The following is a 13,895-nucleotide window of genomic DNA, read 5'->3' as shown; positions in this document are numbered from 1 at the left end:
TTCTGGGCGTCCTCTTGTTGTATGAGGTGCGCGAAGGGGCGCGGATGACTGCTTGGGGGCAAACCAGGGTCAGCGAAGCCACGGCGGGGCCGTGCGCGCACCTGCGCTGCTGGGGTGACTTTGGCCTGACCGACCCTGCGTCGGAATTCGATTTGAAGCCTCGCGGACGAAAGGCGCGAGCATTGCTCGCCTATCTCGCATTTCATCCTGGAAAGCCGGTGAGCCGGGAGCGCCTGACCGGGCTGTTGTGGGGTGACCGGGGGGAGGAGCAGGCCCGCGCCAGCCTGCGCCAGGCGATCCTCGAATTAAAGCCGTTATCGGGCCCGGATCGCGCGGCGATCGTCGTTGAACGCGACCACTTGTTGCTGCGGTCGTGGTCAATCTCGACCGATATCGATCGCCTGCGCCAGGCTTTCGAAGCCGGCGATTACGCAGAGCTTTCGGCGTTGATTCCTGAAAGGGACGAGCGTTTGTTCGCAAACCTCGAAGGCCTCGATGAGGCTTTTGACGACTGGCTTTTGCTGGAACGAGCGCGGCAGACCGACGCACTTATCACCCTGATCGCGGACGCCTCGGCCGCGGCGCTTTCGCAAGGTCAGGTGCGCGCGGCCCGGGCGCTTCACGCCCGACGGTGCGAGTTCGATCCAGCAGCAGAGAGCCTGGTTGCCACGTCACCGTCAGCACCGCCGATGCCATCAGCTCCTCAAGCGGTGGTACAATCCAGCCGATTGTCGCGGCGATGGCCGATCGTCGCCGTCGCTTTCGCATGCCTTGTGGCAGTTGCCCTGGGACTTTGGATCATGCGCCCGCGCGGTGATGGCGGGGTGCCAACGGTGGCAGTGCTGCCGTTCACCGGTGTTGCAGCGGAGAACAGCTCGTTCGCCAAGGGACTCTCCGAAGAGATTACCTCCCAGCTTGCGCGCCAGCAGGGATTGCGGGTTGCGGGCAGGGCGTCCGCGGCACAATTGCGAGCCCAGAACGCCGATCTTCGTCAGATCGGCCGCCGGCTTCATGTCGGCTACGTCCTCGAGGGAAGCGTTCGGTCGGTCGGCGACCGAGTCCGCGTTAATGTCGCTCTGACGAAGACGTCTGATGGAATGCAGTTTTGGTCGGAGGCCTTCGACGGCACTTTGGATGACATCCTCGCGATCCAATATCGGATCGGTGCCAATGTCGCCAAGGCGCTGACACAGAGGCTCGTCAGCAATCGGATCCCGACGGGCGCCTTGGCGACCAATGGCCAGGTTTACAGCCTGTACCTGACCGCCCGTGGACTGATCCGGGAGCGTAACCCTGAAGCCTGGGTTCGGGCCCGTACCCTTCTCGAACGCGCGGTGAAGCTGGATCCCAACTTCGCTCCTGGCTGGTCGAGCCTCGCACAGGCGGAGTATCCCGGCGACAATTCCCCGAATGCGGTAGCGGCCCTCCGGCAGGCCACCGCCCATGCCCAGCGGGCGCTCGAACTCGCTCCCGATCTTGCGGAAGCGCACGGCGTGCTCGGCATGATCCGCGGCTTCGACGATCCGGTCGGCGGGCAGCATATTAAACGGGCCGCGGAGCTCGATCCCAACAACGCCGAATATCAATATTGGCTCGGGAATGTGTACGCGGAGCAGGCCAATTTCAGGCCGATGCTGGATGCCTATCGTCGATCCTTTGCAATCGACCCCCTGTTCACCCGGTCGCACGAATATCTGGTGATGGCGACCTGGAGCATGGGTTACCAGGATGAGGCTCGCGCGATCGTTCGGCAGGTGGAAAGCGACGGTAGCGCTGCGCAGGCGCACGAAATCCGGGCGATCTTTGCACGGGCGAGGGGCGACCTGTCCGAAGCTGCCAAGGAGTATCGCCTCGCTCGCAACGTCGCCTCCGATGCCGGCCGCCGGGCGTCGCTGGATTGGCGCCGCGGCATGCTGCTTGAGCAGCTAAGGTTGTTCGACGCGTCTTACGCGCTTCGCCGGCAGGCGGGGGAGAAGCTGCCGCCCGCCTGGACTGATCCCTACGTGACCATCATGACCGGCAGTCTTCCCAGCGGTGGCGACTTCCAGAAGCGCAACCGGAATATTGCCTACTCCTGGCGAGATCTCGGCTTCGTTGGTCGAGCGGCCAAGCAACTCATCAACGCCGGACGCGCGCGGGAGGTGGCGGCCGAGTATGACCATGGCGGCGTCCTGCAAATCTCATCCTCCGCGCCCAAGATGAGCTCCCGCTTTTTCGAAGACGGCCCCGTCGTTGCGGCGGCCCTTCGCAGCGTCGGCCGCGAGCAAGAGGCGGATCGTCTGCTCAGCCGTCTGGATCGGGAGATTGCTTTTGCCCAGCGCCAGAGCGGAGGTCAGGTACCGGCTCGCTTCCTGGCCGCTGCCGCCGGCACATGGGCAATGCAGGGCAAGGCTCATTTGGCATTGTCCGCGTTGGAAAAAGCACGCGGCCTTGGCTGGGACTATGTCTCCGACATGGATGACTCGTCGCTGCCCGACATTGGCGATGAGCCGGCCTTTCGATCGCTCCGCGGGCAATCTCGTTTCGAAGCTTTGCGCGCCAGCCTAAATGCGGAGTTGGCGCGCGAGCGGCGCGAGACGATCGCGGACGGAAGCGCCACGACGAATTAACGATCCTTTAACGCTGTTCTCACGCTCGCGTTGACGCCCTGCGCGCAAAGCGGCCCGGCACCCCCAAGGGCACCTCGCCCGGGGCAACGGGAGGTTCGAGTATGAAAAGGCTGTTGTCATCCGCCGCAATTGCGATCGCCGTAACCAGCCTGATGACCGGGACTGCGGCCCAGGCAAACATCAACAACATCAATGCCTCGAGCAATCCAGTGCTTTACTGGAATACCTTCGTGCTGGGCTTGCCGGGGTCCCCGCCGGCGCAATCGCGAGCAGCAGCGATGGTCAACATCGCGATGCACGATGCCGCCAATGCTGCGCTGGGCAGTCCGAACAAATCCTATTTAACGGGGGTGTCGGGCAGCGTCGGGGACCCGAATGTGGCTGCGGCTCAAGCGGCGCATGACGTGCTGGTGGAACTGAATAAAAACAACGCGGCCGCAGTGACTTCCTATGACAATGCGCTCGCAAGCTATCTCGCTACGATCCCGAACACCGTCGCCAAGACGAACGGCACGGCCACGGGATCGGCTTATGCGGCGCGAATGCTCACCGTCCGGTCCTCGGATGGTTCAGCGACTGCGCCATTTCCCGCTACGCCCTATTCGTTCGGCAGCAATCCGGGCGACTGGCAACTGACACCGCCGCCGCAGGGTCAAGTCGCAACGCCGGCGTTGCCTGGCTGGGGCAACGTCGCTGAGTTCGTGATCGGGAATTCGGACAATTTCGTCCCGGGCCCCCCGCCTGCACTCGACAGCGCCGCCTATGCGGCCGCGTACAACCAGGTGAAGGATATCGGGGCGTCGGTCGGCAGCACGCGATCGCTCGACCAGACGAACGCCGCAACCTGGTGGAACGCGGCGACGGGAACCACGTGGCTACAGTTCGGCCTTGATGTCGCCGAAGCCAAGAATCTCTCCACGCTCGAAAATTCAACGCTTTTCGCGACGTTAACATCGGCATTGGCGGACGCCTTCATCGTCGGATTCGACACGAAATATACCTACAATTTCTGGCGACCCATCACGGCGATTCAGGCAGGTAATGCCGACGGCAATGCTTTGACGACCGGCGACCCGAACTGGACTTCGTGGTTGATCGCGCCGGAGCATCCTACTTATCTTTCGACCCATTCGATCGCGTCGGGATCTGCGTCGAGCGTCTTAGCGGCTTGGTTTGGAAACGAGCCGTTCGGCGGCAATCAATTTTGTGAAACGCTGATCAACACGCAGCGGTGCTACACCAGTTTCTCAGGGATGGCGGAGGAGGGCTCGATTAGCCGCGTGTGGGGCGGGATACATTTCTCGTTCGATACGGAAGCCGGCCTTGCTGCGGGACGGAGCGTTGGCGCCTTCACGCTGGCACAAAGTGCCTTCGGCGCGGTGCCCGAACCTTCCACCTGGACGATGTTGCTGGTCGGTTTCGCCGCGATAGGACTGCGCCAGCGCCGTCGCCGTCGGCAGGACGCTACTGCTCAGGTTGCTTGAGTGGCAAAGCAAAGGGGGCGCCCGCAAGGACGCCCCCAATTCTTCGCGCGCCCAACGCGGACGCTTAGAAGTTGAACGCGCCTGACAGCCAGACCTGGCGCGGGTTGCCGTAGAACTGCGTCGCAACGCCGGTCTTGCCGAGCGTTGGAACCGGCGATCCGTTGACCGTGGTAAGGGCGCCGGTGATCGCGCTTCCGGCCAGATAGCTATACCCCGACACGACGTACTTCTTGTTCGTCAGGTTCTTGCCGTGAAGGCCGAGCTCGAAGCGGTTGCCCGTCGACCGCCACACGAGGTTCGCGTCCCAAAGCGCGAATCCCGGCTGATCGAGGAATGGGCTTGCGACCTCGAACTGCTGACTGCCACTGCGGTAGGACAGGGTCGTGTTCGCATTCAGCCGGCCACCGAACGCCGGCGTATCGTAGTCGACCGAGCCGCTGAGCGTCCACTTGGGGGTGTTCTGGATCTTGCGGTTCTTCGCCACATCGACCGGGCCCTGACCCGCAATGTTGGTGATGAACTGCTTGTACTTGCCGTCCAGATACCCAAGCGTTCCTGCCAGCGACAGCCGGTCGCCTGCTGTTGCAAGATCGTTGGCAAGGCGAGCGTTCGCCTCGACCTCGACACCGCGCATCCGCGCCTTGCCGGCGTTGGTCGTGATACCGCAGAAGCCCGGGACGAACGCCGTTCCGACCTGCGTCAGGCAGGCCTGCGAACCCGGCACCTGAACGTCCTTGTACTCCGCGTCGAACACGGCAGTCGCGAGTTGCAGTCGGCGAGCGAACAGCGACGCTTTCCAGCCGAGTTCGTAGCTATCGACCTTCTCCGGATCGAACGCCATGAAATCGTAGATCGCCTGCGGCGTCTGCGACGGCGCGTTGGTGCTGTTGCCGCGCGGGTCGAAGCCGCCGCCCTTGAAGCCCTTCGAATAGCTTACGTAAATGTTGTGATTGGGCGTCGGCTTGAAGTTGACCGAAGCGCGGGGCGTGAACGCCTTGTCGGTGCGCTTGCCATCGAAGTTGGACAGCGTCGCGACCGGTGTGCCGACGCCGTAGCCGGACGATCCGCCGAGGCCAGGCTGCCCACCGTTGAGGAAGTTCTTCTTGGTGATGATCGCGTGGCGCTTGTCGTTGGTGTAGCGACCGCCGATCGAGGCCGACCATTGCGGCGTGAAGTCATAGGTCAAGTCGCCGAAGATCGCCCAGGTCTTGGTCCGGACGTCGCCAGTCGTCCCCTGCGTGAACCCGGGGAGCGTCGTGTAGAGGCGGACGTCGAAGATGTTCTCGGCTTTGGCGTTCAGATAATAGAAGCCTGCGACGCCCTGCAGCGGGCCCTTGTCGGCCACCAGTTGCAGTTCCTGGCTGAACTGCCTGTTCCGATAGATCGCCGGGACGTCGACGTCGACGCGCGGAGTCGCGTCGAAATCGATCGGCGTGTAGTTCACATCCTTGCGATAGGCCGTGATGTTCCGGAACTTCAGCCAGTCGGACAAGGCGATTTCGCCCCAGATGGAGCCGCCCCAGGCGCGCACCTTCTGCTTGGGATCATTGAGCCCGCCCTGAGTGTCGAACACATTATTGAGGACCGGGAAGCTTCCGGCCGCCGTGCCGCAGCCGCCGGCCGAGTTGGCGCAGAGGTTCGGGTAATAGCGATGCCCGCCACGAGGGTTGCTGTCGTCCCAGGTCTTGTCGCCTGCAACGCGGACGAAGACGCCGTCGGAAGGCGCGAACTCGATCGTGCCGCGCGCGGCGAACACGTCCTTGTTATAGTTGCGCAGCCCGTTGGTCAGGTTCTTGCCGAAACCATGATTGCTGAGCCGCGCCGCGGCTGCGCCGATGGCGAAGCCGCCGCCAAGGGGCGTCGATACCGAGGTGATGAGGTCTGCCTGTCGGTAAGTACCCAGGTTGCCGCGAATGCTCATGTGCGGGCCGTCCATCGGGATACGCCGCGTCACATACTTGATCGCGCCACCAATGGTGTTGCGACCGTAGAGCGTACCCTGCGGACCACGCAGAACCTCGATGCGCTCGACATCATAAATGTTCAGCACCGCCGCCTGGGGACGGTTGAAATAAACATCATCAAGATAGAGGCCGACGCCTTGCTCGAAACCCGCGACGGGGTCCTGCTGGCCGATGCCGCGGATGAAGGGAGTCAGCGTGCTGTTCGTGCCGCGGCTGACTTCCAGCGTCACGTTCGGCGTCGTGTCGGCGATGTCGGTGATATCGAGCGCGCCCTGGCGATTGAGCTGCTCGCCAGAATAAGCAGTGACCGCGACCGGCACGTCGAGCAGCAATTCGTTGCGGCGGCGGGCGGTGACGACGATCTGCTGGTCACTGCCCGTGGCGGCTTGCGCCTGTGTTTCCACGTCATTCGTGGACGGCGTTGGAGTCGGTGCGGCAGGGGCAGCGGGCCCCGCCGGAACGGGCGGCGTCGCATCCTGCGCGGCGGCTGGCGTGGTGCAGAAAGCCGCTGCGGCGACAGTGCCGAACAAAGCGGCGCGAACGGAAGTGACGCGCATTCTCGGTTTCTCCCCCTTGCAGGCACGTGGTTGCGCCTGAAGCAATTCCGATGGCATAATGAAACATGAACCGTGTTTCAACTTGTGATGAAACACGGCGGCGTTAGGGGAGCCGAATGGGGGCAGAGGGTGACAGTGCGCTGCTTGGCGCGACGGGTGCGACCAAGGCTCCACGGACCGCCCGCGGTCAGCGCACGATGCGCAAGATACTCGATGCCGCACGTGAGGAGTTCGGCGAGCGCGGCTATGCCGAAAGCTCGATCGTTGGGATAACCCAGCGTGCCGGCGTCGCGCTCGGCACCTTTTACACCTATTTCGATTCCAAGGAGGCGCTGTTTCAGGCCCTCGTCCGCGACATGTCCAACCAGGTGCGCGACAATGTCGGTCCGGCATTGTCAGGAGCGGCCGATGGCCTGGATGGCGAGCGACGGGCGCTCGAGGCCTTCCTGCAGTTCGCGCGCGAGCATCGTGACATCTACCGGATCATCGATGAATCGGAATTCGTCGAGCCCGCCGTGTATCGCGAGCATTACGAAACCACCGCGGTCCGCATTGCGGCGCGTCTTGCGGCTGCCCGCGGACGGGGCGAGATTGATCGGGGCCTGACCGATGCGGATCTGGACGTGATCGCTTGGGGAATGATGGGCGCGAACGTCTTTCTCGGTCTTCGGTTCGCCGTTTGGGACGAGAGCGATGCCGCGAGTGTCGCCAATGCAATGAACCGCGTGTGGCGGCAGGGGATGAATGGATGAGCGGACTTTTCGACGACAGGTTTTTCACGGTCCGCGACGGTCTCAAGCTGCACTACCGCGATTATTCGGGCAGCAGCGACCGGCCGCCTTTGCTGTGCCTCCACGGCCTAACCCGCAATGCGCGCGACTTCGCCGAATTGGCGGAACGTTATTCGCCGCGTTTCCGCGTGCTCGCGCTCGAATTTCGCGGCCGGGGGGCCAGCGACTACGATCCGCAGCCGATGCGGTACAACCCGCTGACTTACGCCTCGGACGTGACCGAGTTGCTCGACCAGCTCAGTATTCCGCAAGCGATCTTTGTCGGAACATCCCTCGGCGGCCTCGTGACCATGACGGTGGCGGCCATGGCGCCGCAACGGATCGCGGCATCGATACTCAATGACATCGGCCCCGACGTGCATCCGGGCGGCATCGACCGCATTCTGTCCTATGTCGGAAATGATGTCCGCTTTGCGGACTGGGACGACGCAGCGCGGGCAATCGCCGCCAATTATGGTGCGTCGTTCGACCGCTATTCACATGAGGATTGGGTGAAGATGGCGCGGCGGAACTGCCGGGAAATCGATGGCCAGATCGGCTTTGATTACGACATGGCTATCGCCGAGCCCTTTCGCGTGAAGGGCCCTGCGCCGAATGTCGATCTTTGGCCGCTGTTCAAAACGCTCGCGCAGAAGCCCTGCCTGGTGATTCGCGGTGCAGAGAGCGATCTGCTCACCGCGGAAACGACGCAGAAGATGCAGGAAGCGGCCCCCGGCACGAGGGTCGCTGTCGTCGAGGGCGTTGGGCATGCGCCTGAGCTCAATGAGCCGGAAGCGCTCGCGGCGATCGACGACTTCCTGGAAAGTTTGGCCTGACTCACCACCTTATGGTGATGATCAGGGATTTCCACGCGCATATCTATTTCGATCCTGAAGAGGTCGAGCAGGCTCGCGCCCTGGGCGCTGCTGCCCGCGCGCAATTCGGCGTGCCCGAGGGCCATTACCATCTGCGTCCGATTGGCCCGCATCCGCGTGGCAGCTGCCAGCTGACGGTGCCCGCCGACCGCTTTGGCGAGGTTGCGCAGTGGCTGACGCTCAATCGCGGGCCGCTCACCATCTTCGCGCATGCAAATACTGGCGATGACCTGGCCGATCACACGCAGCACGTGATTTGGTTCGGGCCTAGCGAGACCTTGAACCTGTCGATGTTCCGATAACAAAAAGGGCGGCCCCGAAGAGCCGCCCTCCCTGTTTCAGCGAGAAGCTGAAGTCGGTTGCTTGAACGAGCTTACTTGAGCTCGATCGTGCCGCCGGCTTCCTCGATCTGCTTCTTGATCTTCTCGGCTTCGTCCTTGTTGACGCCTTCCTTGATCGGCTTCGGCGCGGCTTCGACGAGCGCCTTGGCTTCGCCCAGGCCGAGACCGGTGATGGCGCGGACTTCCTTGATCACGTTGATCTTCTTGCCACCGTCGCCGGTGAGGATCACGTCAAACTCGGTCTTCTCTTCGGCGGCCGGAGCGGCAGCGCCGCCAGCGGCCGGGCCCGCAACCGCAACCGCGGCAGCGGCGGAAACGCCCCACTTCTCTTCGAGCGCCTTGGCGAGGTCCGCCGCCTCGAGGACGGTGAGCGCCGAAAGATCGTCAACCAGCTTCTGAATATCAGCCATTGTAAACTCCTAGTGCGGGGCTGCTGCCCCTTGATGTCGTGCGTTGATGAAAAACTGTCGCTTACGCGGCGTCCTTGGCCGCGTAGGCGCCGAAGACCCGTGCCAGCTGGGCACCCGGCTCGTTGATCGTGCGGGCGATCTTGGTCGCGGGCGCCTGGATGAGGCCCACGATGGTCGCGCGCAGTTGATCGAGCGAGGGAAGCTCGGCCAGCGCCTTGATCCCGTCCACGTCGAGGATGGTGTCGCCCATCGCGCCGCCGACGATCTCGAACTTGTCGGTCGTCTTGGCGAAATCGACGGCCACCTTGGCCGCCGCAACGGGGTCGCTCGACGTTGCCAGCGCGGTCGGGCCTGTAAGCAGGTCGCCGATCGGCTTGTAACGCGTATCCTCGAGCGCAATCAGGGCAAGTCGGTTCTTCGCAACTTTGAACTGGGCGCCGGCGTCGCGCATCTTCAGTCGCAGGTCCGTGGACTGCGCCACGGACAGGCCGAGATTGCGGGTGACAACCACCACGCTCGTCTCGGAGAAGACGTTCTTCAGCTCGTCGACCAGATCGGCTTTTTGCGAACGATCCATGCCAACTCCATAATCCACCCGGTGCGCGAACGCGCCGGATGAGGTTCAACAAAACTCAGTCGCCAGGCGTCTGAGCACTTAAGGTCCGTGGGGAGTTGGAGAGCGCTGCACAGGCAACGCACGACGAAGCGGCGGGCCGCTCCGAAATTTCCTGTCCCCGTCTAGGCTGCGAATTAAGAGGCGAACCTCAGCAACTGTCTCGGACGGCTGCGCCGGCAGAGCCGACGCGAGCCGCGCCTATAGCGAAAAACGCCGATCGATCAACCCGCAGGATGCGCCGCCAGCCACGCCGCCGTCTCCGAGCGAACGCGAGGCAGCTGGGTCGATTCCGACCGTAGCCTGTCGATGACCTGCTGGATCGGCTTGCGGTCCGTCGGTTTCAGGTTCTTGCTGGCGTAATCCTCCAGGATCGGAATGAACGCCGGATCGTGCGAACCTTGCACCAACCGCTGCATGAACCGCGACCGCCCCGAAATGTCGATCAGCTGATTGACCTGCGCGAGGTGGCTGAGAACGAAATTGACCGCCAGCTTCGGATGGGCAGCGGCTACCGACGTGATGATCGCGGCGCTGGTCGTCTTCCCCGGCTCGGCCGTCAGCGAAAGATCGAGCGCGCGGCGGGCCAAAGCTTCGTCGCGCGTGCTGCCAAGCAGGCGGTACAACGCGGTGCGCTCAAGATTGCCTGAAGTCGACAGCGCTTTCTGGTGAATCGCCTCCCATGTCGCCGCGTCCGCATTGCGCGCGATCACGCTCAGCCACGTCGTCTTCAATGAGCCAAAGATCGCATTCGGGTTGGCCTTCCAGGCGCCGAACAGCCGGTTGGCTTCGGCGGCAACACGCGGATCCTGGACCTTGCCTAGCGTGTCGATCAGCCGCGGTCGCAGCAGTGCGTCGGTCGACGCTTCACCGGTCCGCGGTGCGAACCCGAGTTGCGTCAGCCGCGGACCGTAGATTGCGCGAATACGTGTCGCGAGTGCTGTCTGGGCGGCCTTGTCGCCCTCCAGCAGATCGTAAAGGTCTGTCCAATAGTTGGCGGCATATTGAGTGACCTTCGCATTCGCATCGCGCGGAACGGCGCCAAGGAGGTCGAGACCCGCGGCCATTGGCTGGTAACCGGCTAGCGACATCTCGAAGCCGTTGGAGAACAGGCCATACTGATCGACGCCGGAAAGGCGCGGCAGGACGCCGACGAGGGCATTATTTTGCTGCGGCGTGTAGAGCGTGCGGAAATAGCCATACTGGCCCGCATTGACGAGTAGCGGTCCGCAGCCCGGCACGCTCAATTGAGCAGTGCGTCCGGAGGTTACGAGCTTGGCCATCGCGCCGCCCGCGCTGGCGCTGACGGGGACATGCCAGCTCAGCGGGCGTGCTGAGACCTCGGCACGGCGGTCGACCGAATATTGACCTTGAGTCAGTGTGGCGACCGTATTGCCGCCGACGCACCGCGAAGCCCCGACCGTGATCAGCGGAACGCCAGGCTGGGTGGTGAAGTCGGTCGCAACGGTCGTCAGGCCCCGAGCGCCAGCCGCTTCGGCGGCCGCCCACAGATCAGTTGTTCGCGTGTTCTGATACGCATGGGTCGCGACGTAGCGGCGGATGCCCGCGCGCCAGACGTCCGGCGTCGCGAACGCCTCGAGCATCGAAATGACCGACTCGCCCTTCTGGTAGGAGATGGTGTCGAACGCCTGGTTGGCCTGCTCCACTGTACGGACCTGCTGCACGACCGGGTGGGTGGAGTTGAGCGAGTCCAGCCCCATCGCCGCTTCGCGCGAGCCGACGCGATCGATGTCGGCAGCCCAGTCGGGATGGAAATGCTGGGTGGCCTTGTTCTCCATCCAGCTGGCGAAGCCTTCGTTCAGCCACAGGTCGTCCCACCAGGCCATAGTGACGAGGTCGCCGAACCATTGGTGCGCCATCTCGTGCGCTTCGGTCGAGAAGATGCCGTGGCGCTGGGCCTCGGAAGTAATTGCCGGATCGTCGAGCAGGACGGACTCGAAGGTGAAGATCGCGCCCCAATTTTCCATCGCGCCGAAGAATTGCGACTGGCCGGGACCCGCGACGTTATCGAGCTTGGGCAGCGGGTAGGGCGTGCCGAAATAGTCGTTGTAGAAGGGCAGGATCTGCGCCTCGGCGTCGAGCGCCCAGCCGGCCTTGTCGCCGTTGCCGCGGGTGGTGACGATACCAACCTCGCGACCCGCCGCCTGCTTGGTGACGCGGTCGAGATCGCCGGCGCCGAGGAACAGCAAGTAGGACGACATGGTCGGCGTCGTCTGGAAACGGACTTCCTTCAGGCCGCCCGCGATGTTGCGGCTGGACGCGGCGGGCATGTTGCTGACCGCCATCTGCGCCGCGGGGACGCGAACGGTGAGGTCGAAGGTGGCCTTGTAGTCGGGCTCGTCCCAGCTCGGCATGAAGCGCCGGGCGTCGGCCGCTTCGAACTGGGTGTAGATGGCGCGGGCGTCCTTGCCCTCCCTGTTCTTGTAGTCGAGCGCGAAGAGGCCGTTGGCCTGGGTGTTGATCTTGCCGGCGTAGGTGAGCTCAAGGCGATACGTTCCGACCGGCAGCACCTTCGGGAAGGTGAAGGTCGCGGTCTCCGAGTCTGCGTTGACGGCGGAAGTGCCGGTCAGGGGCGCTCCGCTCGCCGGCACGAGGCGGGCCGAGGAGAAGGTCAGGTCCGCGGCGTTGAGGGTCAGCTCGCGGGTCGGCTTGATGATCTCGAGGTCGATGGCGGCGGTGCCGTCGAAGGTGAGCCGCTCGGCGTGCGGCGTGACATTCAGCGCGTAGTGATGCGGGATCGCGGTGCGCGGCAGCTGGGTCGGCAGGCTGGCATCGACGGTGTCGACGCGGGCGGCAGTCTGGGCGGGGAGGGTGGCCGGGGCAACGAGGGCCAGCGCGGCAGTGGCAAGCAGCAGTACTGAAGACTTCATGGACTCTTCCTTGAGGACGCGGTGGAACCGCTAGCGCCCACCGCGCCCCAAGGAAAGAGACGTAAGTTAACCTTCGTTAGGCGCCGGCAACCTCGGTGAGGTCAACCTTCACGCCCGGGCCCATCGACGAGGACATCGACAGCTTCTGGACGAACTTGCCCTTGGCGCCCGACGGCTTGTTGCGGATGATCGCGTCGACCAGCGCGGTGAAATTCTCCTTGAGGTCGCCCTCGGAGAAGCTCGCCTTGCCGATGCCGGCGTGGACGATGCCCGCCTTCTCGACACGGAACTCGACCTGGCCCGACTTGGCGTCGTTGACGGCCTTGGCGACGTCCATGGTGACGGTGCCGAGCTTCGGGTTCGGCATCAGGCCCTTGGGACCCAGCACCTTACCGAGGCGGCCGACGACGCCCATCATGTCCGGGGTCGCGATGACGCGGTCGAAGTCGATCGTGCCGCCCTGGATGGTTTCCATCAGGTCTTCGGCGCCGACGACGTCCGCACCGGCGGCCGTGGCTTCCTCAGCCTTGGCGCCCTTGGCGAACACCGCCACGCGCACCGACTTGCCGGTGCCCTTGGGCAGGTTGACGACGCCGCGGACCATCTGGTCGGCGTGGCGCGGATCGACGCCGAGGTTCAGCGCGACTTCGACGGTCTCGTCGAACTTGGCGGTGGCGTTGGTCTTCACCAGCGCGATCGCTTCATCGACGCCGTACAGCTTCTCGCGGTCGACCGCGGTGAAAGCCTTCTGCTTCTTGGTCAGCTTTGCCATGTCGTTAGCCCTCCACAACCTGGAGGCCCATCGCGCGGGCGGAGCCTTCGATGATCTTGGTCGCCGCCTCGATATCGTTGGCGTTGAGATCCTTCATCTTGGTCTCGGCGATCTGTGCGAGCGCCGAACGCTTGATGGTCCCCGCGGAGACCTTGCCCGGCTCCTTCGAGCCCGACTTCAGGTTCGCGGCCTTCTTCAGCAGGAACGACGCCGGCGGCGTCTTGGTGGTGAAGGAGAACGACCGGTCGGCGTAGACGGTGATGACCGTCGGGATCGGCGACCCGCGCTCCAGCTCCTGCGTGGCGGCGTTGAACGCCTTGGTGAATTCCATGATGTTGACGCCGCGCTGACCCAGGGCCGGGCCGATCGGCGGAGCCGGGGTCGCGGCGCCAGCCGGGACCTGCAGCTTGATGTAGCCGGTAATTTTCTTTGCCATGTCTCACTCTCAGTTTCGCTCGAAGTGGTATTTCAAGCGAGATTGCAGTTTAGCGGTGCTAGCGAACGCCGAAGCGCCCTCCCGCAATGGTTTCCAATGACTTGGAAGCGCGGGCCCTTAGCGGATGTCCGGCGAGAAGTGAAGGGCACCAACGTGCGCCTAATCGGGCTTAA

At 63.8% G+C, this 13,895-nt stretch carries 11 protein-coding genes; 5 read left to right on the top strand and 6 right to left on the bottom strand.

Annotated elements, in window-relative coordinates; translation table 11 throughout:
* Nucleotides 1-44 precede the first annotated feature (44 nt).
* On the top strand, nt 45-2,609 hold the full coding sequence (locus tag QU596_RS05380; protein ID WP_308517627.1) for a hypothetical protein: 2,565 nt from the start codon (nt 45-47) through the stop codon (nt 2,607-2,609).
* 101 nt (nt 2,610-2,710) lie between these two features.
* Nucleotides 2,711-4,093 carry a phosphatase PAP2 family protein gene (locus QU596_RS05375; protein ID WP_308517626.1) on the top strand — a complete coding sequence of 461 codons (1,383 nt, stop codon included), beginning with the start codon at nt 2,711-2,713 and terminating at the stop codon, nt 4,091-4,093.
* Nucleotides 4,094-4,157: 64 nt separating this feature from the next.
* Here QU596_RS05375 and QU596_RS05370 read toward each other — a convergent pair whose 3' ends face one another.
* Nucleotides 4,158-6,614, bottom strand: coding sequence for a TonB-dependent receptor (locus tag QU596_RS05370; protein ID WP_308517625.1), 2,457 nt, complete (start codon nt 6,612-6,614; stop codon nt 4,158-4,160).
* A 116-nt stretch (nt 6,615-6,730) separates the two neighbouring features.
* Between QU596_RS05370 and QU596_RS05365 the strand changes: the two genes are divergently transcribed.
* The 3 genes from QU596_RS05365 to QU596_RS05355 are packed head-to-tail and all read left to right on the top strand — an operon-like array spanning nt 6,731 to nt 8,561.
* Entirely contained in the window at nt 6,731-7,366 is a 636-nt protein-coding gene (locus QU596_RS05365) for a TetR/AcrR family transcriptional regulator (protein WP_308517623.1), read from the top strand.
* Complete coding sequence (locus QU596_RS05360) at nt 7,363-8,220, top strand: alpha/beta fold hydrolase (RefSeq protein ID WP_308517622.1); 858 nt, start codon at nt 7,363-7,365, stop codon at nt 8,218-8,220. The genes QU596_RS05365 and QU596_RS05360 overlap by 4 nt, the downstream gene beginning before the upstream one ends.
* Nucleotides 8,221-8,237: 17 nt before the next feature.
* A complete protein-coding gene (locus QU596_RS05355) occupies nt 8,238-8,561 on the top strand; it encodes a DOPA 4,5-dioxygenase family protein (protein WP_308517621.1) in 324 nt (107 codons plus the stop codon).
* 71 nt (nt 8,562-8,632) lie between these two features.
* Here QU596_RS05355 and rplL read toward each other — a convergent pair whose 3' ends face one another.
* The 5 genes from rplL to rplK all read right to left on the bottom strand — a co-directional run bounded on the left by rplL (nt 8,633) and on the right by rplK (nt 13,722).
* Nucleotides 8,633-9,010 (bottom strand): 50S ribosomal protein L7/L12, encoded by a 378-nt coding sequence (gene rplL / locus QU596_RS05350; RefSeq protein ID WP_308517620.1) that lies wholly within the window; start codon nt 9,008-9,010, stop codon nt 8,633-8,635.
* A gap of 61 nt (nt 9,011-9,071) precedes the next feature.
* Nucleotides 9,072-9,587 carry a 50S ribosomal protein L10 gene (gene rplJ / locus QU596_RS05345; RefSeq protein WP_308517619.1) on the bottom strand — a complete coding sequence of 172 codons (516 nt, stop codon included), beginning with the start codon at nt 9,585-9,587 and terminating at the stop codon, nt 9,072-9,074.
* A gap of 260 nt (nt 9,588-9,847) precedes the next feature.
* The gene (locus QU596_RS05340) at nt 9,848-12,514 is read right to left on the bottom strand and encodes a M1 family metallopeptidase (protein ID WP_308517617.1); all 2,667 of its coding nucleotides are present in this window, start codon (nt 12,512-12,514) and stop codon (nt 9,848-9,850) included.
* 76 nt (nt 12,515-12,590) lie between these two features.
* Entirely contained in the window at nt 12,591-13,286 is a 696-nt protein-coding gene (gene rplA / locus QU596_RS05335) for a 50S ribosomal protein L1 (protein WP_308517615.1), read from the bottom strand.
* A gap of 4 nt (nt 13,287-13,290) precedes the next feature.
* A complete protein-coding gene (gene rplK, locus QU596_RS05330; protein WP_308517613.1) occupies nt 13,291-13,722 on the bottom strand; it encodes a 50S ribosomal protein L11 in 432 nt (143 codons plus the stop codon).
* Between the last annotated feature and the right edge of the window lie 173 nt (nt 13,723-13,895).

This window comes from Sphingomonas flavescens (assembly GCF_030866745.1).
Taxonomy (GTDB): Bacteria; Pseudomonadota; Alphaproteobacteria; order Sphingomonadales; family Sphingomonadaceae; genus Sphingomicrobium; species Sphingomicrobium flavescens.
The sequence above is the reverse complement of the archived record's forward strand: the minus strand, read 5'-3'. Positions and strand labels throughout refer to the sequence as shown.